Below are 21,481 nucleotides of genomic sequence, written 5' to 3'. Positions count from 1 at the left end.
CTCAGAGCAGGCGCCAGCGGAGATCCTCGTCCCACGGTCTGGTCGCGCAGATCACCGGGAAGCCCAGGCGGGAGACGGCGCGGCTGCCCTCCGCGGAGCACCGGCTGCCGAGGGTGACCACCTGCGGGGACGCGCTGGTGGCGGACGGCGTGGGGGAGGGCTGAGCGGGCCGGCGGCTGGCCGAGGGGCTGGGCGCCGGCGTGGTGGTCACCGCCGGCTGTGGCGCCGATGAGGCCGTCGTCGGCTTGGTCGCCGGCTTGCGGGACGGCTGCTTCGACTTCGGCTTGCGCGAGGGTTTGCGGGACGGTGACGGGGAGGCTTCCCCGGTCGCCGGCACGGGCGGCGCGTCGGCGACGGGCGTGGTGGGACCCGCGGACACGAGAGTCGGGGTGCCGGGCGGCTCGCCGGTGGCCCAGGTCGGCTCGGCCGGACGTTCGAGCAGACCCGCGATGATCATGCCGGCGCCGAAGAGCAGCGTGACCGCCAGCGCCGACAGGGCGAGCAGTCGCGGCCGGTGCGTCGCGGGCCGCGGCGACGCGGCCAGTGCCAGTGCCGTGGAGCGGGCCGGCGCGGCGAGCTCCAGCGCCGCGGGCCGCGGTGGTGCGGGCGGTTCCGGCGTCGAAGGCTGCTCCTCCGGGGACGACGCGGTGGAACCGTAGATCATCGGTACAGCGTGGCGGGACGTGATGATCTTGGCGAGGGGCGTTCGTGCCGGTCCCCTCGCCGGTTCGGCTGCGGCCCGTCGGCGAAACGGCGGGCGATCGGACCCGTCCGGGTCTTGCCGCCGGCCCGGCCGCGGCGCGGGCTCGCCGTATCGGACCCCGTCCGGATCTTGCCGTCGGCCCCGGCACGGCGCGGCCGCGCCGGGCGAGCGCGACGGTCAGCCGCGGCCGGAGTGGCGGAAGGAGGCGAAGACCACCTCGCCGCTGTGCTCGAACCCGAGCCGCTCGTAGAGCCGGATGGCGTCGTCGTTGTCCGACACCACGTGCAGGAACGGCAGCTCACCGCGCGCCAGGATGCCGGCCGCGACCGCCATGGTGAGGCGGGCGCCGAGGCCCTGGCCGCGGAACTCCGGGTCCGTGCAGACCGCGCTCACCTCGGCCCAGCCCGGCATCCGGAAGCGCTCGCCGGCCATCGCGACGAGCCGGCCGGAGGAGTCGCGGATGCCCAGGTAGCCGCCCAGGTCGACGGTGCGCTTGCGGAACGGGCCGGGCTGCGCGCGGGCGACCAGCTCCAGCATCTCGGGCACGTCGTGCTCGGTGAGCCGGACCGCCTCCGGGTCGTCGACGCCGGTCATGCTCTGGCCGATCATCTGCTGGCCGTGCATCACGGACTCGGTCTCCCAGCCGGCCAGCGGGGTGATCGACGGGCCGGTGAGCAGCGCGACGTCGGTGAGCGTCGCCAGGTCGCGCCAGCCGGCCGGGTCGCCGGGGTCGCGCAGCGCGCAGAACGGGGAGATCTCGGGCAAGTATCGGGCAGCGTCGCCGGCCGCCTCGGCGAAACACGCCTGCGGCCCGGCGAGGGACGCCCACACGGGATTGTTCAGCACACCTGCGACCCTGCCCGGTCCCACCGCCCCGCGCTAGTAGATATCTGTCAAACCACCCACGCGGACGCACGCTCATCGTGAGACGAGTTCGGCGGAGACGGTGAGCGCCGGGATGTCGGCCGGCCAGAGCGGCTTGGCGAACAGGTAACCCTGGCCGTACCGGCACCCCATCGTGTCCAGCGCGGTGTGCTGGCCGGTCTCCTCGATGCCCTCGGCCACCACGGCCAGGTCGAGGTTGTGCGCCAGCGTGACGATCGCGTCGACCAGGGCGTGCTGCTGCCGGCTGTGCAGAATGTCGTCGATGAACGACTTGTCCAGCTTCAGCACGTCCACCGGCATCTGCCGCAAGTAACTCAGCGAGGAGTACCCCGTACCGAAGTCGTCGATCGCGATCCGGACCCCCATGGCGCGCAGCGCCTTGAGGTCCGCGAGGACCTTGTCGGCGTCGCGCAGCACCAGGCTCTCGGTGATCTCCAGCAGCAGCCACTCCGGCCGGGCGCCGGTGTCGGCGAGCGCCTGCCGGACCACGTCGGTGAAGTCCGCACTGCGGAACTGGCGCACCGACACGTTGACGCTCACGTAGCGCAGCGTCGACGCCGGGTTCTCCGCCCGCCACTCGGCGAACTGTCGCAGGGCCTCACGCAGCACCCACGAGCCGATGCCGACGATGGCGCCGCTCTCCTCGGCCGCCTCCACGAAGTGGAACGGCCCGAGCAGGCCCCGCACCGGGTGCTGCCAGCGGACCAGCGCCTCCACGCCGGTGACCCGGGCGCCGGCCAGCTCGACGATCGGCTGGTACTGGAGCACGAACTGCTCGCCCTCGATCGCCTCGTGCAGCGCGGTGCGCATCTCCAGGCGCTGCACCATCGCGGTGTGCAGGTCGCTCTGGTAACGCTGCCAGGCGCCCTTGCCGAGACCCTTCGCCAGGTAGAGCGCGAGGTCGGCGTGCCGCAGCAGCTCGGTGGCGTTCTCCGCGTCCCGGCTGGTGGCGACGCCGACGCTGGCGCCGCCGCTGACCTGGTGCACGATCCCGTCGGTGGAGGTCACCTCGATCGGCTCGGCCAGCGCGGCCACGAGCCGCGCGGCCACGTCCTCGGCGGCGTCGGCGCTGTCACTCTGCTCCACGAGTACGGCGAACTCGTCCCCACCCATCCGGGCGGCGGTGCTGCCCGCCCCGATGATCGCGGAGATCCGCCGGGCCACGGTGAGCAGCAGCTGGTCGCCGACGGCGTGCCCGAGGGTGTCGTTGACCTCCTTGAAGTCGTCCAGGTCGACGAAGAGCACGCCGAGGGTGGCCCCGTCACGGGCGGCCACGCTGAACGCCTGCTCCAGCCGGTTGCGGAACAGCACCCGGTTGGCGAGCCCGGTCAGCGCGTCGTGGAACGCCTGGTGGGTCAGGTCGTCCTCGAGGCGGCGGCGCTCGGTCACGTCGCGCAGGGTGATCACCAGGCCCCGTACGGTCGGGTCCTCGCGAAGATCGCGCAGGTCGCACTCGATCTCCACGCGCCGGCCGCCGCGGTCGGCGGCGAGGCCGATCCCGTCCAGGTCGCCGGCGCCCTGCCCGACCCGGGTCAGGACCTCGCGCAGCGCCTCCTGGGAGTCGGCGGCGAGCAGCTCGGCGAACGGCGAGCCGGTCGGGTCGCCGTGGCCGAACAGCGCCTCGGCCGACGGGCTGGCGTAGCGGATGGCGCCGTCCTCGTCGAGGATCAGGATGACGTCGGCGGCGCTCTGGATCAGCGTGCGGAAGTACGCCTCGGTGTCGCGGCGGCTCACCTCGGCGGTGAGCGCGATCCGCTCCAGCACCACGGCGACCTGCGCGCCGAGCGCCTCGAACGAGTGGCGCACCGTGTTCAGCACCGCTTCCGGGCCGCCGATCACCAGCACGCCGTAGCCGCCGCCGGGCATCGGCTGGGTGCCGTAGAGCGCGTAGGGGAAGCCGCCGGCGTCACCGTGCGGCAGCTCCGCGGCCGGCATCAGCCGCATCGCGATCTCCGCCTCGCCGGGGAACACCTCCTGCGGGATGTCCAGGTGGTAACGGTGGTCCGACGGCCAGAGCCGGGCCACCGCGCGCCGCACCCCGGCCGCCACGTCGTCGGCGGTGGCGGCGGCGAACAGGGTGGCGCTCGCCTGCCGCAGCGCCCGCTCCCGGGCGCCGGCCTGCCGCTGCGCCAGCGCCAGGTCCCCGACCCGGGCCAGGACCAGCAGGAACATCACCGCGGCGGCGCCGGCGATCACCGGCGCGTCAACCACGCCGCCGCGGGCGATCTCGACCTCGTGTCCCTGCAGGTACTCCGCGACCAGCACGGCCGGGGCGATCAGGGCGGCGGCGGCCAGCCAGAACAGCCGGTGCCGGCCCATGTCGAGGCTGATCCGGTCGGCGGGCCGGGTGAGGGTGCGCATCGACGGCTGCAGCGCCGCGTACCCCATCAGGCTGTAGAAGACCACCCAGCCCAGGTCGACCGGGCCACCCAGCGCCCAGTCGCTGTTGAGCTGCGACTGGCCGTAGAAGACGTCGGAGATCAGCAGCCCGACCATGGCGATCCCGATGGTCGTCACCGCACCGCCGCGCCGGCCGGCGCCGCTCACCATCCGCATGATCATCGCCAGCACCAGCACGTCACCGAGCGGGTAGCCGATCGAGACCAGCTTCTCCAGCACCGACAGGTGCTCGGAGCGGGTGAACGGGGCGATCCAGTACACCCAGGCGACCAGACCGAGACCGACCGTGGGCACCAGCGCGTCGAGCAGCGCGCCACGATCGGTGCCGCCGCCCGCCCGGATCCGGACGAACATCAGCAGCCCGGCGGTGAGCAGCGGGTACATCAGCACGAAGAACAGGTCGGCGAGGCCCGGGAAGTCCGGCTCCCGGCCCAGCGCCAGGACCAGGTTGTACCAGGTGTCGCCGGTGGTGAAGCACGCCAGCGCGGCGCTGATCAGGTACCACGGCGCCCGGCGTTCCGGCCTGTTCAGCCGCACGCCCACCAGCACCATCGCGGCGCAGGAGTAGCCGAGCGCCGCCCAGGTGTACAGGTGGGCGTTCGGAAGGGCGTAGTAGAGGCCGGTGAGCGCCAGGATCCAGGCGCCGAAGCACGCGCGAGCGGCTCGCGTCGACAATGCGTACTCCGATCGTGAGGCGGCGAGGTTGCCGCCCGCCGTATCGGAGCCGCCGACGCCGACCTGAGACACCCGCCGGGGCCGCAACCGTGCGGCAACCCTCAGCCGGCCAGCGCGTCCACCAACCGGCGGGCCGAGCCCGCCAGGTTCCAGCGCTCCGCGAGCGCCAGCAGCGCGTCACTGTCACGCGGCGCCTTCGGCAGCGCCGCCTCGAAGGCGGGCAGCGGCACATCCAGCGCCACCTTGCAGACCGGCAGGGCCTTGGCGAGATAGTCACGCGCGGCATCGAGCTTGATCCGTACGCCCGGAGCGAAGCCGGCCGTGGGATCGTCGAGGGCGGTGAGGATCTCGTCGACCCCGCCGTACCGCTCGATCAGCCGGGCGGCGGTCTTCTCGCCGACGCCGGCCACCCCGGGCAGGCCGTCGCTGGGGTCGCCGCGCATCGCCGCGAAGTCCGCGTACCACCGGGCGGGCACCCCGTACTTCGCCTGGACCAGCGCCTCGTCGGCGTCCTCCAGCTTCGCCACGCCCCGCCCGCAGTAGAGCAGCCGGGTGCCGCGGGCGTCGTCGACCAGCTGGAACAGGTCGCGGTCGCCGGAGACCACCTCGACCGGGGCGGGCTGGGTGGCGGCGAGCGTGCCGAGCACGTCGTCGGCCTCGTAACCGTCCACCCCGAACGCCGGGATGCCGATCGCGGCAAGAACCTCGAGCAGCACCGGGATCTGCTTCTGCAGCGAGGCCGGCACCTCCTCGACGTCGCCGTGCGCCACCCGGTGCTTCTTGTAGGACGGGACGAGCTCGACCCGCCAGGCCGGCCGCCAGCTCGCGTCCAGCGCGCAGACCAGGCGGTCGGGCTGCCGGGTGCGGATCAACTGGGCGAGCATGTCCATGAAGCCGCGGATCGCGTTGACCGGCTCACCGGCCGAGGTCTGGGCAGCCTTCTCCGGGATGCCGTGGAACGCCCGGAAGTACAGGCTGGGGGCGTCGACGGCCAGCAGTGGTCGGGTCACGGCCACCACCCTAGTGGGCCCTTGCTCCAATAGACCGGTGACGGACGACGAGATCATCGAGCGGCTGCGGACGGCGCGGCCCTTCCCGGCGGTGCCGGCCCGGATCGGCGGGCACGACGTACGGGTGGAGACGGTCCCGATGCCCGACGGCGCGACGACGACCGTCTTCCGGGTGCGCGACGGCCGGGTCACCGTGCTGCGGGCCGAGCTCGGGTCGTTCCGGGAGGACGTGGCCGCCGCGCTGCTGGACCTGCCGGCCGAGCCGTCCGGGGTGGTGCGCGCCGTTGCGCTGCACGTGGCGGGCCTGGCCCTGGACCGCGCGGTGGTGCGCGGCCCGGGTGTCGAGTTCCCCGCCGACCCGGTGCTGTCCGCCCGCACGGTCAGCGTGGACGTGGCGCACCGCAGCGAGGTGCTCGACGGCGAGGACGCGGCGGCGTTCCTGCTCACCACCACCGGCAAGAGCCTCGGCCTGCCGCTGCACGACTGGAACCGGGAACCGCTCGCCCGCGCCGACGCCCGCCTGCTCGACGACTGGCCGGGCGGGCCGATCCGACGGTCGCGGCGCCGCTTCCCGTGGCCGGCCGAGCGGCTGCTGACGCAGATCGCGCCGGAGGGCCCCAGCGGGGTGCGGGTGGAGATCCGCGACGTCCGCGGCTATGAGCTGGTCGTGCAGCGCCGCTGGGACCGGATCGTCGGCACCCTGACCCCGCCGGGCGGCGGCACCGTGCAGGAGGTGGACGTGCCCCGCCGGCTGGCCTGGCGCGCCTTCGCGCCGATCTTCCGCGGCGAGGACGTGACCGGCCTGGAGACGGTGATCGAGGGCGCGGCCGAGACCGACGTGCTGGAGATGCGGTACCAGACCGAGGACCGCGGCTGGGCGGAGCTGCCCGCCCTGCACACGCTGGAGGACTGCGAGGCCCGGCTGTCGCGGCACATCGCCCGCACCCCCGGCAACTGGGCGGTGTTCACCTCCCGCTCGGACGCCGTGGTCCAGGTCTCCTGCGAGGACGGCGGCCGGCTGTGGCTGGAGACCCCGGACGCGGCGGCCGGGCGGTCCCGGGGCCGGTTCGTGACCGGCGACGAGGCCGCCCGGATGCTGCGGATCCTGGCGAGCGAGGACCGCAGCGCCGTCGAGGAGCTGGGTGATCTCGAGACGGTGAGCTGGGACTAGATCACTCGTTGTGCAGGACCCGGGCGATGGTCAGCCGGGCCGCCCGGCGGGCCGGCAGCAGCGATCCGGCCACCGCGATCAGCACCCCGCTGATCGCCGTCAGGGCGAGCGTCGCCGGGTCCCAGACCTGCAGCACGTAATCCGGCAGGCGGATCTTCGAGGCCTCCGCGGCGAGCGGCACGACCCACCGGTGTGCCGCCATCCCGAGCGGAACGCCGACCAGCCCGCCGACCACGCCGAGCGCCGCCATCGAGGTCACCGTCATGGTCACCACCTGGCGCGGCGTCATCCCGATCGACTTCAGCATGCCGAGGTCCCGGCGCCGCTCCTGGACGTTGAGGGCCACCGTGTTGAGCACGCCGAGCGCCGCCACGGTGGCCAGCAACACGGCCAGCACCGTGGAGAACGAGGTGACCACCACCGCGAACTCGTTCGCCCCGGTGTTGTTCCAGGCCAGCAGGCCGGGATCGGCCGCGCGGATCGCCGCGACGTACGCCTCGGGGTCGGTGCCCTCGGTCAGTTGCACCTGGTAGAAGAAGTCGAACGGTTCGGCGTCGTCGAAGGCGCGCCACGGCGCGAACAGGCCCTCCGGCCCCGGGAATCCGCGGACCGTCTCGCCGACGATGGTGTAGGTGCTGCGCGCCCCGCCGATCTCCACGGTGAGCCGGTCGCCGACCTTCAGGCCCCGCTCGTTGAGCAGCTGGCTCGGCGCGACCACCTCGTCCGCGGCGGCCATCCAGCGGCCCTCCAGCAGCTGCTCCTCGTAACCCATCTCGGCGACCTGGGCACGGGAGAAGTTGATCAGGATCGGCTCGTTGTCGCCGAGCAGCGTCACCTCCCGGTTGACGGCCACCGCGACGCGCGCGGCGCCGGGGATGCCGCGCAGCAGCTGCTCCACCTCGGTGTCCGACCGCTGGCTGGGTGGGGCGAAGTCGGGACGCTCGGCGCGGACCCCGACGTCCCGGCCGGACCGCTCGCCCACCTCGGTGACCCGGATGATCGAGTCGGACAGACCGGCCGCGAAGGTCACCGTGATCACGCCGAGCAGCAGCGACGCCATGGTCAGCGCGGTCCGGCCCGGCCGGGCGAACGGCAGCCCCAGACCGAGGCTAACGGCGCGCGGCAGTCGCGTACCGGAGAGTTTTTGCTGGACCCGCAGGCCGCGCCCGCGGCGCGGCGCGCTGCCGGCGCTGATCGCCTCGGCCGCGGAGAGTTTCCGGGCGCGCCGGGCGGGCACCAGCGCGGCCGCCAGGACCAGCCCGAGGACACCGAGCGGCGTGACGATCTGCACCCACGCCGACACCCCGACGTCCCCGAACCCCAGCCCCCGGAACGTGTCGGCGAGCATCGGCTCGGCCGCGAGGGTGCCCAGCACCGTGCCCAGCACGGCGGCCAGCACGGCCGGCACCGAGACCATGGTCAGGTAGACGGCGACCACCTGCCGCGGGGTGAAGCCGATCGACTTGAGCACCCCGATGTGCCGGAACCCGGAGATCACCGCGCCGCTCACCACGTTGCCCACGATGATCACCGCGACCAGCAGGCCGAGCACCCCGAAGGTGCCCAGGAACGGCAGGTAGGTGCCGGGCTGCGCGGCCGCCCGCTCCTTGATCACGAAGTACGGCTGAGCCGCGATCAGCGCGCCGCCGGGAAGCCCCGTGGTCACCTCGGCGACGCGGTGATCGACGGCGGCGCGCGACGACACGTCGCCGGAGAAGCGGTAGAGCATCTGCGTCCCGGTGGGCTGAAGCGCCGCCATCTGCTCCGGCGTCACCCAGGCGTCAGCCGACCCGCTGACGCTGTGCGCCCAGCCGACCACGGTGAACGTCCTGCCGCCCGCGGTCACCGACCGGGTCTCGTCGATGATGCTCAGGTCGAAGGCGTCGCTCTGCGGCGTCTCGTTGAGCACGATCTCCCCGTCGGCGGACGGCCACCGGCCCCGCCACAGGTGGAGCTGGTCCACCGCGCCGCCCGGGCCGTCGCGCCCGACCACGGTCATCGGCCCGGAGACACCCGGTTTCGGTGGGCCCTCCGGCTCCAGCACCACCTGCCGGAACGGGCCGGCCGCCTCGGCCACCCCGTCGTGGGCGGCGGTGAGCTGGGCGTCGGTCACCTTCGCCGGGTCGTAGGCGGCGATCGTGTGCGCGCCGCGCTGCTGCGCGAAGGCCCGCTCGAAGGGCGCGGACGCGGCGTCCAGCAGGGCGATGGACACCACCACCGTGGTCGTGCACATCAGCACGACCAGGAAGATCACGACGGTCTGCACCTTGCGCCGGCGGACCGCGGCGCGGGCGGTCCGCCACACGGCGGTCATGCCGGCGCTCCGCCGCACTCGCTGCGGCTGCTCATGACACCTGCTCCGTCGCGCTTGCTGCGGCCGCTCATGACACCCGGTCCAGGGCGGACTCGCGGGCGATCCGGCCGTCGGCCAGCTCGATCAGCCGGCTGGCGCAACGGTGGGCCAGCCGCTCGTCGTGCGTGACGATCAGTAGGGTCTGCCCGATCTGGTTGAGGTCGAGCAGCAGGTCCATCACCTGCTCGCCGGCCTTGCTGTCGAGCGCGCCGGTCGGCTCGTCGGCGAGCAACAGGGCGGGCCGGTTCATCAGGGCCCGGGCCACCGCGACCCGCTGGCGCTCGCCGCCGCTGAGCGCCGCCGGGTAGACGTTGCGCCGGTCGGCGATGCCGAGCTCGCCCAGCAACTCCAGGGCGCGCTTGCGGGCGACACCCGCCGAGGTGCCGGTGAGCTGGGCGGCGAGGGCCACGTTGTCCAGCGCGGGCAGGTCGTCGAGCAGGTTGAAGAACTGGAAGATCATGCCGAGGTGGTGCCGGCGGAACAGCGCCAGCCCCTTCTCCTTCATCGTGTCCAGGCGCTGGCCGTGCACGGTGATCTCGCCGGCGGTCGGCCGGTCCAACCCGGCGATCATGTTGAGCAGGGTGGACTTGCCGCAGCCGGAGGGGCCCATCACGGCCACCGCCTCACCGGCGTGGATCTCCAGCGAAACACCGTCCAGTGCCACCGTGTCTCCATACTCCTTGCGCACGCCGTCGAGGCGCACCACTCGGCTGTCTGTCGTCATGGGAGGGACGCTACGGAGCGGGGCCCCGCCGGTCATCCGCCGCCGGATGCATTGCGTCGAGGCTGTCATCCCGCGGATGTAGGCGCATCGGAGCGTGGGCTGATGTGCCGGGTGCGCGTTTCTGACAGGGTTGCGGGCGTGGGGACCTGGTGGCTTCTGATCGCTCTCGGGGTGGCGGTTGCCGCCGCCGCTGGGCTGGGCGTGGCCCTGGTGCGTGCCCGGCGCCGGCACGAGCGGGCCATGGGCGAGCGCGGCTGGCTGCTGGAGCGCGAGCGGGCGATCGCCGCGCGCGCCGCCGTCGACGAGGAGCGCGCCCGCATCGCCCGCGAGCTGCACGACATCGTCAGCCACAACGTCAGTGTCATGATCGTGCAGGCCGGCGCGGCCCGTGAGGTGCTCGCCACCCTGCCTGGCGAGGCGGCCGCCGCGCTGGAGTCGGTGGAGAAAGCCGGCCGCACCACCATGACCGAGCTGCGGCACCTGCTCGGTCTGCTCGCGCCCGCCGCCGACGGTGGCGACGACGCCGACGACGGGGATCTGGCGCCGCAGCCCACGCTGAGCAGCCTGAGCCCGCTGATCGACCGGATCGCGTTCGCCGGCCTGCCGGTCGAGGTGCGGGTCTCGGGCGAGCCGCGGCCGCTGCCGTCCGGCATCGACGTCACGGCCTTCCGGATCGTGCAGGAGGCGCTGACCAACGCCCTCAAGCACGGCACCGGCGGCAAGGCCGAGGTCACCATTCGCTATGCGGAGCACGCCCTGCGCGTCGAGGTGCTGACCACCGGCCCGAGCGTGCTGACCGGCGACCCACCACCCGCCGCGGGGGCCGGGGCCGGCGCCGGCCGCGGCCTGCTCGGGCTGCGCCAGCGGGTCGCGGTCTACGGCGGCGACCTGGACGCCCGGCGCCGCCTCGGCGGGGGCTATCGGGTCCGCGCCCGCATCCCGCTGGAGGAGGCGCCCACATGACCGAGCCCCGAGTGCTGATCGTCGACGACCAGGAGCTGATCCGGGCCGGGTTCCGGCTGATCCTCACCGCCCGCGGCATCGACGTGGCCGGTGAGGCCGCCGACGGCGCCGCCGCGGTCGAGGCCGAGCGCCGGCTGCGCCCCGACGTCGTGCTGATGGACATCCGGATGCCCGGCATGGACGGCCTGGAGGCCACCCGCCGCATCCTGGCCCGCAACCCCGGCTGCCGGGTGCTCATGCTGACCACCTTCGACCTGGACCGCTATGTCTATGCCGCGCTCGCCATCGGCGCCAGCGGGTTCCTGCTGAAAGACGTCACCGCCGACCACCTGGCCAACGCGGTCCGCCTGGTCGGCACCGGCGACGCCCTGCTGGCCCCGTCGATCACCCGGCGCCTGGTGCAGCGCTTCGCCGCCGACGACGGCCCACCGGCCGTGCACCGCGACCTGACCGCGCTCACCCCGCGCGAGCTGGAGGTGCTGGCCCTGCTCGGCCGAGGCTTGTCGAACACCGAGCTGGCCGAGACCCTGACGCTGAGCGAGGCGACGGTGAAGACCCACGTGGCCCGCATCTTCGCCAAGCTCGACCTGCGCGACCGCGCCCAGGCGGTGGTCCTGGCCTATGAGACCGGCCTGGTGGCGCCGCGCTCGTGACCTCGGAGCGTTGCGCCGATCCTTGCCCGGGGCCGGCCTTCGTCCCACCCCACCCCGCCCGGCCCCGGCCCGCCCCGCGTCGCCTCGTCCCGCCTCGTCCCGCGTCGCCCCGTCCCGCGTCGCCTCGCCGCGCGTCGCCCCGTCCCGCGTCGCCGCGGCGGGGCGCCCACGCGCGTGATGCGCACTATCGTGAGGACTGGGCCGGGTCTGGGCTTCATTCATGCCGACATGAAGCGGGCCCGCAGCCGGTCACCGGCCGGCCTTCGTGTCACTGAGCGTCTCGCATCTGAGCACGGCCGGAGCCGGGTCTCTGTCCTGCGGCATCCTGGTCCCTGTCGTGCGATGCTGAACGACCGTTAAGCTCGACGCATGACCGTGGACCGACTGCTTCCCACCCCTGAAGCACACGACCTGCTCGACCTGACCCGCGAGCTCGCCACCCGAGAGCTGGCCGGCAAGGTCGACGACTTCGAGGCGCGCGGCGAGTTCCCCCGCGACATCCTGCGCACCGTCGGCCGATCCGGGCTGCTCGGCCTGCCCTATCCGGAGGCGGACGGCGGCGCCAACCAGCCGTACGAGGTGTATCTCCAGGTCCTGGAGATCCTCGCCGGCACCTGGCTGGGAATCGCGGAGGCGGTCAGCGTGCACACGCTGTCCTGCTTCCCGGTGGCGGCCTACGGCACCGAACGGCAGCGCAAGATGCTGCCCGACATGCTCGGCGGCGAACTGCTCGGCGCCTACTGCCTCTCCGAACCGCAGGGCGGCTCGGACGCGGCGAACCTCGCCACGCGGGCGGTCGCCGACGGCGACGATTGGGTGGTCAACGGCACCAAGGCGTGGATCACGCACGGCGGCACGGCCGACTTCTACAACATCTTCTGCCGTACGGGCGGGCCCGGCGCCCGTGGCGTCTCCTGCCTGCTGGCCGACGCCGACACGCCCGGTCTGCTGCCGCAGCAGCGGGAACGGCTGATGGGCCTGCGTTCCGCCGCGCCGGCGCAGATCGTCCTGGAGGACGCCCGGGTGCCGCGCGACCGGCTGGTCGGCGCGGACGGCGAAGGTTTCGCCATCGCGATGAAGGCCCTCGACGCCGGCCGTCTCGGCATCGCCGCGTGCGCGGTCGGTCTGGCGCAGGCCGCGGTCGACTACGCGACGGGGTACGCGAAGGAGCGCGAACAGTTCGGCCGTCCGATCGGTCGTTTCCAGGGCGTCGGCTTCATGCTCGCCGACATGGCCACCCAGGTGTCGGCGGCCCGCGCGCTGCTGCTCGCGGCGGCCCGCCTCAAGGACGCCGGCCGCCCCTTCTCGGTCGAGGCGGCGAAGGCCAAGCTGTTCGCCACCGACGTCGCGATGCGCGTGACCACCGACGCGGTCCAGGTCCTCGGCGGTTACGGCTACGTCAGCGACCACCCGGTGGAGCGCTGGTTCCGCGAGGCGAAGGTGCTGCAGATCGTCGAGGGCACCAACCAGATCCAGCGCCTGGTCATCGCCCGCTCCATGACCGGCTGATCCTCCGGCCGCGCAGGCTGTCTGCCTGCGGCGGTGGCTGTCGGTCCGCGCGGCACTGGCTGTCAGCCTGCGGCGGTGGCTGCCGCTCCGCGCGGCACTGGCTGTCAGCCTGCGACGGTGGCTGTCAGCCTGCGCGGCCGTTGCTGCCGGCTGGGTGGCCGTCGCTGTCGGCGTGCCGGCCGACCGCCCTGGTGCCATGGCCGCCTGTTGCGACTGCGCTCCGCGCAGCCCGGCTTGCTCTGTGACGGGCGTGATTGGCCCGATGGGCCGGTGGTGGCCGGGCAGCAAGTAGTGTGACGGCCGTGGAAGAGATCGACCGGGCGATCGTGTCGGCCCTGACCGCGGACGGCCGGTTGTCCTACACCGACCTGGCCGAGCGGGTGGGCCTCAGCGTTTCCGCCGTGCACCAGCGGGTCCGCCGGCTCGAGCAGCGCGGCGTCATCGCCGGCTATGCGGCGCGTGTCTCGTACGAGGCGCTGGACCTGCCGCTGACGGCGTTCGTGGCGATCCGGCCGTTCGATCCGTCGCAGCCGGACGACGCACCGGAACGGCTCGCCCACCTCACCGAGATCGACTCCTGTTACTCGGTGGCCGGTGAGGACTTCTACATGCTGCTGGTCCGGGTGAAGAGCCCCGCCGACCTGGAGCGGCTGCTGCAGGACATCCGCACGGCTGCCAACGTCACCACGCGGACGACGGTGGTGCTTTCCACGCCGTACGAGAATCGGCCGCCGCGCATCGCTGAATGATCAGGTGGCGGACCAGGCCGTCCAGGAATCGACCTGGATGCGCAGGAACGGGCCGGGTGGAGGCTGCTCCCGGTACTGCGGGTAGCGGGCGAGCAGCGCCGGCTCCGGCTCGTCGGTGACGGTGGCACGGCCGTCGGCGCGGACCCACCAGAGCGTGGACCAGTCGTCGTCGTAGTGGTCGGCGAGAACACTGACCCGCGGCTCGTGCGCGATGTTGGCGAGCCGTGCCAGCCGCCGGTGCCGTTTCGGTTTGCCGTCGACCGCGGTGCTGATCACGTCGCCGACCAGGGCGAACACGATCGGCACCAGGTGCGGGGCACCGTCCGGGGTGACGGTGGCCAGACGCGCGACCCGGGCCGTGGCGAAACGTTCGGCCGGGGTCATCGACCGGTGAACTCGGCGATGGCGCGTTCCCATTTCTCCAGGTCGGCCTCGATGGCGCTCCACGGGCCGGACGGCAGCCAGGCCGACGCCCGGTGCACCCCGGCCTCCGCGAGCTGTTCGAGCACCCGCGGATCGGACGGGGTGCTGAGCACCTGCACCTGCAGCGGCCGGTCGGCGCGGGCCCGCAGCTCCGCGATCCGGCCCGGAACCGACCTGCCGTAGTTGGGGAACCACCCGTCACCGTACGCGAGCACCCGGTCCAGCACGGTCGGCCCGTGCCCGCCGACGAGCACCGGCGGCCAGGGTTTCTGCGCCGGTTTCGGCCACGACCAGATCCGCTCGAACGTGACGAACTCGGAACTGAACGTCGCCTCGTCCTGCGTCCAGATCGCCTGCATGGCTCGCACCCGGTCGGCCATCAGCCGCATCCGGGTGCGCGGGTCCGTGCCGTGGTTGGCCATCTCCTCCCGGTTCCACCCGGCGCCCACCCCGAACTCGAACCGCCCGCCGCTGAGATGGTCGACCGAGGCGACCTCCTTGGCGGTGATGATCGGGTCCCGCTCGGTGACCAGGCAGATGCCGCTGCCCACCCGCAGCCGCGAGGTCGCCTCGGCGGCCGCGGTCAGCGCGACGAACAGGTCGTAGGTGTGCCAGTACTTCCGGGGCAGCTCCCCGCCACCGGCATAGGGCGTCTCCCGGGAGGCCGGGATGTGCGTGTGCTCGGCGAAGAAGAGCGCGTCCTGCCCGCGCTCCTCGACCCGCCGGGCCAGCTCCCCGGGCCGCACCGCGTCATGGGTGGGGAAATAGCCGACTCCGAACTCCACGCCGCGAGTCTATGGCGTCCCACTCTGCGATGCTGGCCCCGATGAACCCCCACAGCGCGAACCACCCCGAAACCGCCGAAACGACCCCGCGAACGCCTCCCGCGGCGACCGCTCGCGAGACGGTCGAGACGACCCCAACGCCTCCCGCGGCGCACCCTCGCGCGGCGGACGAGGCAACCGGGCAAACGCCGGCCACGGCGAGTTCCAGCGATGCGAACTCCCGCAGCTCGCTGACGCCGAACTCGGGCCGCGCGGACAGCACCGGCGCGACGAGCTCGCGCGACGCTCCGGCGCCGGGCGTGACGAGCGCCGATGAGGTGCGCGCGGCGAAGAGCGCGATGCTGGCGGCCCTCACCCCGCACACCGGCGCGGACTGGGACGTGGCAGCCGGCACGCTGGACTGGAGCTGCCGCGAGACGGCCGCGCACATCGCGCACGACCTGATCGCTTACGCCACCCAGCTCACCGCCCGGGCGACCGATGCTTACCTGCCGCTCGACCTCACCGTGCGGCCGGAGGCCACACCGGAACAGCTCCTGCAGATCACCGCCGGATGCGCCGACCTGCTCGCCGTCGCCCTGCGTGCCGCCGGCCCGGACGCGCGGGCCTGGCACTGGGGACCGGCCGACCCGTCCGGCTTCGCCGCGCTCGGTGTCAACGAGATCCTGCTGCACACCTACGACATCGCGGCCGGGCTCGGCCTCGGCTGGCGCCCGCCCGCGCCGCTGTGCGCCGCCGTCCTGGCCCGCCTCTTCCCCGAGGCGCCGGCCGGCGACCCGGTCGAGGTCCTGCTCTGGTGCACCGGCCGGATCGCCCTGCCGGACCGCCCCCGCCTCACCTCCTGGGTCCTGCGCGCCGCCGTCGGCTGAACCCCGCACGGGTCGCGGTCCGCTCTTCGCTTGCGGCTCTTCGGGGGTACGCGAAGCAGCCGAGAGCGGGGCTGGGCACGGGCGGGAACCGGCCCAGCGTGACCACCTGCTCAAGCCCGGCGGTCGCGCTGCGGCCCGGTGTGGCACCTGCTCGCGTTTAGCCACGGGACCTTGGTCGTCCGTACCGTGAAGGGGTTTTCAAAGACCGTAGGTCTTGCCGATGATGTCGCGCTGGATCTCGCTGGTGCCGCCGTAGATGGTGGAGACCAGCGTGGCGCGCACGTGCCGCTCCATGTCGTATTCGCTGGCGTAGCCGTAACCACCCATCATCTGCATGCCGGCCAGGGCCATCTCGCGGGCCACCTCGGTGACCTTGAGCTTGACCATCGAGCTCTCCCGGGGCAGCACTTTCGCCGGGTCGCGGTCGACCAGCTCGGCGGTGCGGTGCACGAGCAGGCCGCAGCACTCGATCTCGGTGGCCAGGTCGGCGATGCGGTGGCGCAGGGCCTGGAAGCTGCCGATCGGGCGGCCGAACTGTTTGCGCTCGCGGATGTAGCCGAGGGTGTCGTCGAAGGCGCGCCGGGCGGTGCCGAGCATCAGGCCGGCCAGGATGAGCCGCTCCACGTTGAGGCCGGCCATGAGCTGCCGCCAGCCGCCGCCGACCGTGCCGACCATGGCGTCGGCGGGCAGCACGCAGTCGGTGAAGTAGAGGTCGTTGACCTCTCTGCCGCCCATTGTCGCGATGCCGGAGACACTCAGGCCGGGGGTGCCGGCCGGGACCAGCAGCATGGTCAGGCCGTCGTGGTCGCCGGGCGCGCCGCCGGTGCGGGCGACCAGCAGGATCGCGTCGGCGAAGTGGGCGTTGGAGCACCAGGTCTTCTGACCGTTGACGATGTAGCCGCCGTCGGGGCCGGGCTCGGCGCGGCAGGCGAGCGCGGCGACGTCGGAACCCGCCTCCGGCTCGGACATCGCGATCGAGAAGGTGCGGCCGGAGGTCAGGCCGCCGAGGACGGTCTTCTTCTGGGCCTCGGAGCCCGAGCGCTGCACCGCGGCGGCCACGATGGCCGAGGTGGCGAAGCCGCCGACGGGCAGCATCCCGTAGCCGATGCGCTCGAGGAACAGGCAGGTGTCGACCATGCCGCCGCCGGCCCCGCCGTATTGCTCGGGGATGGACGCGCCGAGATAGCCCAGATCGGCGAGCTTCTGATAGGTGCCCTGATGGTGGGCATGCTCGCCGTTGCCAGTGAGGGCGTCGCGCTGGGCGCGGTTGCCGGCCTCGCGGCGGCAGAAGTCGTCGACGGCGGCTGCGAAGGCGCGCTGCTCATCGGTAAGGTCGAGGTTCATGTCGATCCCTTCGGTGGATAAGCGCAGGTAGCGGCGGGGATTGACAGCGACCGTAGCATATCAAATATCAAATCTGGGAGGCATTATGAGCCGGCTGCGGTCCCTCTCTCCAGCCACCGAGGAGCTGCTGGGGGAATACGACATAGCGGGCGCCGACGCGGTCGGTGAGGCCGTTGCGCGGGCCCGGGTCGCGGCGGCCTGGTGGGCCGGGCTCGGCCCACGGCAGCGCCGGGAGCGCCTGCTGCGGTGGAAGCGGGAGATCGCCGCCGGCGTCGACGAGCTCGCCGCCCTGATCCGCGCCGAGACCGGCAAGCCGCTGGGCGACGCGGTGCTGGAGGTGATGCTCGCCGTCGAGCATCTGGACTGGGCGGCCCGCAACGCCGGGCGGGTGCTGCGCCGGCGCCGGGTCCGCAGCGGTCTGCTCGCCGCCGACCAGGGCGCCGCGCTGGAATACCGGCCACTCGGCGTGATCGGTGTGATCGGCCCGTGGAACTATCCGGTCTACACCCCGCTCGGCTCGGTGTCCTACGCGCTGGCCGCCGGCAACGCGGTGGTCTTCAAGCCCAGTGAGCACACGCCGGGCGTCGGCGCCTGGCTGTCCGCCGCGTGGGCGCGCGCGGTGCCTAACCAGCCCGTCCTGCAGACCGTCTTCGGCGCGGGGGAGACCGGTGCCGCGCTGGTCGGCGCGGGGGTGGACAAGGTCGCCTTCACCGGCTCGGCCGCTACCGCCCGCACCGTGATGGCCGCCTGCGCACGCACGCTGACCCCGATCGTCGTGGAGGGCGGCGGCAAGGACGCGATGATCGTGGCGGCCGACGCCGATCTCGACGCCGCCGCGCGCGCCGCCGCCTTCGGCGGCTTCGGCAACGCCGGCCAGACCTGCGCGGGCGTCGAGCGCGTCTACGTGGTCGAGGCCGTCCACACCGCTTTCCTGGACCGGCTGGCCAGGTTGGCCGGTCAGATCACCCCGGGTACGGAGTACGGCCCGATGACCACTCCGGAGCAGGTGGAGGTGGTCCGCACCCACGTCGACGACGCCCTGGCGGCCGGGGCGCGGGCGGTGGTCGGCGGTTCCGAGGCGGTGCGGGCGCCGTTCGTCGCGCCGGTCGTGCTCACCGACGTCCCGCCGAACAGCCCGGCGGCCACCGAGGAGACCTTCGGCCCGGTGCTGGCGGTCGATCCGGTGGCCGATCTGGACGAGGCGGTCGAGCGCGCCAACGCCACCCGCTACGGCCTTGCCGCCTCGATCTTCTCCGCTGACCGGCACGCCGCGGCCGCCCTGGCCCGCCGCCTGCGGGTGGGCGCCGTCTCGATCAACTCGGTGCTGGGGTTCGCCGCGGTGCCGTCGCTGCCGTTCGGCGGGGTGGGCGACTCCGGGTTCGGGCGCATCCACGGCGCCGACGGGCTGCGTGAGTTCAGCCGTGCCCAGTCGGTCACCTGGAAACGGTTCTCCGCGCCGATCGACCTGATGCGCTTCGACCGTGACGCGTCCGCGCTGGAGCGTGCCCGCGGCCTGTTCCGCCTGCGGCACGCCCGAGGCGCGGGGTGACGTCGCCGGGCCGGCCCCGGCCCGGTCCTAGTGCCAGACGCCGAGGCCGTCCAAGTGTTTGATCAGAAGCTGCGCGCCGTCGGTGAAGTGCCCGGTCATCACCGCGCGGGCCGTCGTCGTGTCGTGCTCGGCGAAAGCCACGAGCAGCTCCTCGTGGTCCTCGCGCACGCCCTCGCGCCAGCCCGGGTCGGCGGCGTAAAAGCGAGCCGGCGTGTAGCGGGTCGCCACGTGCAGGAACCAGCTCAGCTTGCGGGCCTGAGCGATCAGGTTGATGCCGCGGTGGAAGGCGAACTCCAGGTGCTCGATGTCGTCGGTCCGGCGGGCCCGTACGGCACGCAGCAGCAGGTTGTTGGTCAGCGCCAGCTCGTCGAGCTGCGAGCCGGTGATCCGCTCGGCGACCCGGGCGGCGAGCTCACCGGCGATGTCCCCCTGCAACTGGAAGAGGTCGAGGACGTCCTGCTTCGACAGCGGCGCGACGACGTAACCTTTGCGTGGCTCCAGCTCGACCATGTCCTCGCCGCGGAGCGTGAGCAGCGCCTCCCGGACCGGGGTGATGCTGACGCCGAGCTGGGCGGCGACCTCCTCGAGGCGGATCCGGGTCCCCGGGCGCAGCTCGCCCGACATGATCCGGCCGCGCAGGGCCGCGGCGACCTCTTCGGACAGCTGCGGGCGGTCGGCCGGCAACGCCATCTTCACCTCCGGCGATTCAGCGGCTTACGGTATCAAATATCAAATACGGGGCAAGCGGGAAGGAGTGGATGAGCTGATGAGCCGACGCTACGGGCTGCTGCAGCGCATCGCCGGGCTGGACCCGGTCCGCGACCACCTGGAGATCTACCAGCTCTCCGCCGGGCGCGAGTTCCCCTGGGACTACACGCGGGCCCTGGAGTTCGCCCTGTTCCGCACCTACTGCGTGCCGAGCATCTCGAAGCTGCTCGCGGCCACCGGGGAGTTCCGGGACCGGCCGCAGAAACGCTACGACGACACCGCCCTGCTGATGGCCGAGGTCGCCGCGCACGGTTACGACTCGCCGCGCGGCAAGGAGGCGCTGCGGGTGATCAACCGGGCGCACGGCCGGTTCGCGATCACCAACGACGACATGCTCTACGTGCTCTCCACGTTCGTCTACGACCCGCTCGACTGGCTCGACCGCTACGGCTGGCGGCCGCTGCACGACAACGAGCGGCTGGCGGCGTTCCACTACTACCGCGAGGTCGGCAAGCGGATGGGCATCCGCGACATCCCCGACGACTTCGCGGCCTACCGGGCCTTCAAGCAGGAGTACGAACAGCGCGAGTTCGTCTACTCGGACACCAACCGGGAGATCGGGCACTACACCGTCGACCTGTTCGCGGCCTGGTTCCCGGCGTTCCTGCGCCCGGCCGCGCGCCTCGGCGTCCGCGCCATGCTCGACGAGCCGATGCTGCGCGCCTTCGGCTTCCCGGCGGCGCCACGCTGGGTCTCCGCGGCGGCCCGTGCCGGCCTGACCGCCCGCGCGCGAGCGCTGCGCTTCTTCCCGCCACGCCGGACCTCCGTCCTGGCGAACTCGCCCCGCAACCGGACCTATCCCGGCTATCCCGGTGGGCGCAGCCCCGCCGACCTGGGCGCACCGGCCCCGGAGAACCTGCCCGCCGAGCACCTGCGCCGTGGCTGACGGCGCCGCGCCGCCGACATTGATCATGAGTTGGCGCCGGCCGGTTAGGATCGCGCTCGATGAGCGCGATGCCGGTACCTCTGCTGCGGCGAGCCCTGCAGGAGGCCGCCATGCTCGACCCGGCACCGGCCGGCGGTGACGATCCGGTGCGGGAGCGCATCCTGACCGCGGCCGCGGAACAGTTCCGCCTGGTCGGCATCCGCCGCTCCAGCATGGACGACGTGGCGCGCCGCGCCGGGGTCTCCCGGATCACCGTCTACCGCCGCTTCGCCGGGAAGACGGCGCTGGTGGAGCAGCTGCTGCTCGGCGAGTTGCGGGCCTATGTCGCCCGGTTCCGGGCGGCGGTCGCCGCGCAAACCACCGCGGCCGACCGCCTGGTCGAGGGCTTCGTCGCCGCGTTGCAGGCGGCCCGCGACAACCGGTTGGTCGGCGGCCTGCTCGCCGCCGATCCCGACGTGCTGGTGCCGCTGCTGACCACCGAGGGCGGCGCGGTGCTCGGCGCGGTCCGCGAGTTCCTCGCCGACCGGTTGCGCGAGGAGCAGGCGGCCGGCGACATCCCGGCGTCCGTCGACACCCGCATGGTCGCCGAGGTGGTGGCCCGGCTGGCGCTGTCCTTCTTCGTCACCCCGGACAGCCACCTTGATCTGGATGATCCGGGTCAGGTGCGAGCTTTCGCCCGGCGGACGCTCGGGTCACGTCCACCGAAGTGGTGTATGACCCGGATTTTCCGGGATGAAAGAGGCGGCCACCGCAGATCCTTCGGATTGTCTGAAGATCACGAAGGAGAGACCTGCGATGGCCGCAACAGAGAGTTTGAACGTCGCTGACCTGCTGGGCCAGCATCTGGAATCGGCGAGCCCTGATGTGCTGCGGGCGATGGTGAAAACCTTCGCCGACGCGTTGATGTCTGCCGAGGCCGACGCGCTGTGCGGCGCCGGTTACGGCGAACGCAGCGCCGAGCGGACCAACTCGCGTAACGGCTACCGGCCGCGGGAGTGGGACACGCGCGCCGGGACCGTCGAGCTGGCCATCCCGAAGCTGAGGTCCGGCTCCTACTTCCCG

Annotated in this window: 20 protein-coding genes; 10 read left to right on the top strand and 10 right to left on the bottom strand. The window is 73.0% G+C overall.

Features of this window, described 5'->3' with window-relative positions; translation table 11 throughout:
- Nucleotide 1: 1 nt before the first annotated feature.
- The 4 genes from AB0F81_RS07440 to AB0F81_RS07425 form a co-directional block, all read right to left on the bottom strand.
- Nucleotides 2-664: a hypothetical protein gene (locus AB0F81_RS07440; RefSeq protein ID WP_360192481.1), complete on the bottom strand. Its 663-nt coding sequence runs from the start codon at nucleotides 662-664 to the stop codon at nucleotides 2-4.
- Between the two features lie 216 nt (nucleotides 665-880).
- Nucleotides 881-1,549, bottom strand: a complete 669-nt coding sequence (locus AB0F81_RS07435; RefSeq protein ID WP_360192479.1) for a GNAT family N-acetyltransferase — start codon at nucleotides 1,547-1,549, stop codon at nucleotides 881-883.
- 72 nt (nucleotides 1,550-1,621) lie between these two features.
- Nucleotides 1,622-4,663 carry an EAL domain-containing protein gene (locus tag AB0F81_RS07430; RefSeq protein WP_360192476.1) on the bottom strand — a complete coding sequence of 1,014 codons (3,042 nt, stop codon included), beginning with the start codon at nucleotides 4,661-4,663 and terminating at the stop codon, nucleotides 1,622-1,624.
- Nucleotides 4,664-4,764: 101 nt separating this feature from the next.
- On the bottom strand, nucleotides 4,765-5,679 hold the full coding sequence (locus AB0F81_RS07425) for a 5'-3' exonuclease (RefSeq protein ID WP_360192474.1): 915 nt from the start codon (nucleotides 5,677-5,679) through the stop codon (nucleotides 4,765-4,767).
- A 31-nt stretch (nucleotides 5,680-5,710) separates the two neighbouring features.
- On the opposite strand from AB0F81_RS07425, the gene AB0F81_RS07420 reads away from it, so the two are divergent.
- Complete coding sequence (locus AB0F81_RS07420) at nucleotides 5,711-6,844, top strand: hypothetical protein (RefSeq protein WP_360192471.1); 1,134 nt, start codon at nucleotides 5,711-5,713, stop codon at nucleotides 6,842-6,844.
- A 1-nt stretch (nucleotide 6,845) separates the two neighbouring features.
- Here AB0F81_RS07420 and AB0F81_RS07415 read toward each other — a convergent pair whose 3' ends face one another.
- Nucleotides 6,846-9,158, bottom strand: coding sequence for an FtsX-like permease family protein (locus tag AB0F81_RS07415; RefSeq protein ID WP_360192469.1), 2,313 nt, complete (start codon nucleotides 9,156-9,158; stop codon nucleotides 6,846-6,848).
- 67 nt (nucleotides 9,159-9,225) lie between these two features.
- Nucleotides 9,226-9,921: an ABC transporter ATP-binding protein gene (locus AB0F81_RS07410; RefSeq protein ID WP_360192466.1), complete on the bottom strand. Its 696-nt coding sequence runs from the start codon at nucleotides 9,919-9,921 to the stop codon at nucleotides 9,226-9,228.
- A 240-nt stretch (nucleotides 9,922-10,161) separates the two neighbouring features.
- Between AB0F81_RS07410 and AB0F81_RS07405 the strand changes: the two genes are divergently transcribed.
- The 4 genes from AB0F81_RS07405 (at nucleotide 10,162) to AB0F81_RS07390 (ending at nucleotide 13,795) form a co-directional block, all read left to right on the top strand.
- Nucleotides 10,162-10,884 (top strand): histidine kinase, encoded by a 723-nt coding sequence (locus AB0F81_RS07405; protein WP_360192660.1) that lies wholly within the window; start codon nucleotides 10,162-10,164, stop codon nucleotides 10,882-10,884.
- Nucleotides 10,881-11,537, top strand: a complete 657-nt coding sequence (locus tag AB0F81_RS07400; RefSeq protein ID WP_360192463.1) for a response regulator transcription factor — start codon at nucleotides 10,881-10,883, stop codon at nucleotides 11,535-11,537. The genes AB0F81_RS07405 and AB0F81_RS07400 overlap by 4 nt, the downstream gene beginning before the upstream one ends.
- A 369-nt stretch (nucleotides 11,538-11,906) precedes the next feature.
- Nucleotides 11,907-13,046, top strand: a complete 1,140-nt coding sequence (locus AB0F81_RS07395; protein WP_360192460.1) for an acyl-CoA dehydrogenase family protein — start codon at nucleotides 11,907-11,909, stop codon at nucleotides 13,044-13,046.
- Nucleotides 13,047-13,348: 302 nt separating this feature from the next.
- Nucleotides 13,349-13,795 (top strand): Lrp/AsnC family transcriptional regulator, encoded by a 447-nt coding sequence (locus tag AB0F81_RS07390; protein ID WP_360192457.1) that lies wholly within the window; start codon nucleotides 13,349-13,351, stop codon nucleotides 13,793-13,795.
- Here AB0F81_RS07390 and AB0F81_RS07385 read toward each other — a convergent pair whose 3' ends face one another.
- Together AB0F81_RS07385 and AB0F81_RS07380 are read right to left on the bottom strand one after the other, a co-directional pair.
- A complete protein-coding gene (locus tag AB0F81_RS07385; RefSeq protein ID WP_360192455.1) occupies nucleotides 13,796-14,179 on the bottom strand; it encodes a TIGR03668 family PPOX class F420-dependent oxidoreductase in 384 nt (127 codons plus the stop codon).
- Nucleotides 14,176-15,003: an LLM class F420-dependent oxidoreductase gene (locus AB0F81_RS07380; RefSeq protein ID WP_360192452.1), complete on the bottom strand. Its 828-nt coding sequence runs from the start codon at nucleotides 15,001-15,003 to the stop codon at nucleotides 14,176-14,178. Before AB0F81_RS07380 ends, AB0F81_RS07385 begins: the two co-directional genes overlap by 4 nt.
- A 299-nt stretch (nucleotides 15,004-15,302) precedes the next feature.
- Here AB0F81_RS07380 and AB0F81_RS07375 point away from each other — a divergent pair, with 299 nt between their 5' ends.
- On the top strand, nucleotides 15,303-15,872 hold the full coding sequence (locus tag AB0F81_RS07375) for a maleylpyruvate isomerase N-terminal domain-containing protein (RefSeq protein ID WP_360192449.1): 570 nt from the start codon (nucleotides 15,303-15,305) through the stop codon (nucleotides 15,870-15,872).
- Between the two features lie 198 nt (nucleotides 15,873-16,070).
- Here the strand turns inward: AB0F81_RS07375 and AB0F81_RS07370 are convergent, their stop codons facing one another.
- Entirely contained in the window at nucleotides 16,071-17,216 is a 1,146-nt protein-coding gene (locus AB0F81_RS07370; protein ID WP_360192446.1) for an acyl-CoA dehydrogenase family protein, read from the bottom strand.
- An 85-nt stretch (nucleotides 17,217-17,301) separates the two neighbouring features.
- Here AB0F81_RS07370 and AB0F81_RS07365 point away from each other — a divergent pair, with 85 nt between their 5' ends.
- A complete protein-coding gene (locus AB0F81_RS07365) occupies nucleotides 17,302-18,765 on the top strand; it encodes an aldehyde dehydrogenase family protein (RefSeq protein ID WP_360192443.1) in 1,464 nt (487 codons plus the stop codon).
- Nucleotides 18,766-18,792: 27 nt separating this feature from the next.
- Here the strand turns inward: AB0F81_RS07365 and AB0F81_RS07360 are convergent, their stop codons facing one another.
- Nucleotides 18,793-19,455 carry a GntR family transcriptional regulator gene (locus AB0F81_RS07360; RefSeq protein WP_360192440.1) on the bottom strand — a complete coding sequence of 221 codons (663 nt, stop codon included), beginning with the start codon at nucleotides 19,453-19,455 and terminating at the stop codon, nucleotides 18,793-18,795.
- Nucleotides 19,456-19,531: 76 nt separating this feature from the next.
- Here AB0F81_RS07360 and AB0F81_RS07355 point away from each other — a divergent pair, with 76 nt between their 5' ends.
- The 3 genes from AB0F81_RS07355 to AB0F81_RS07345 all read left to right on the top strand — a co-directional run.
- Nucleotides 19,532-20,419 carry an oxygenase MpaB family protein gene (locus tag AB0F81_RS07355; protein WP_360192437.1) on the top strand — a complete coding sequence of 296 codons (888 nt, stop codon included), beginning with the start codon at nucleotides 19,532-19,534 and terminating at the stop codon, nucleotides 20,417-20,419.
- A 59-nt stretch (nucleotides 20,420-20,478) separates the two neighbouring features.
- The gene (locus AB0F81_RS07350; protein WP_360192434.1) at nucleotides 20,479-21,246 is read left to right on the top strand and encodes a TetR family transcriptional regulator; all 768 of its coding nucleotides are present in this window, start codon (nucleotides 20,479-20,481) and stop codon (nucleotides 21,244-21,246) included.
- A partial coding sequence (locus AB0F81_RS07345) for a transposase (RefSeq protein WP_360192431.1) occupies nucleotides 21,215-21,481 on the top strand: 267 nt, incomplete at its 3' end. The genes AB0F81_RS07350 and AB0F81_RS07345, both read left to right, overlap by 32 nt.

The sequence above is a fragment of the Actinoplanes sp. NPDC024001 genome (assembly GCF_040638955.1).
GTDB lineage: Bacteria > Actinomycetota > Actinomycetes > Mycobacteriales > Micromonosporaceae > Actinoplanes.
Note: the sequence above shows the minus strand (reverse complement) of the source record. Positions and strands in the feature narration are given on the sequence as shown.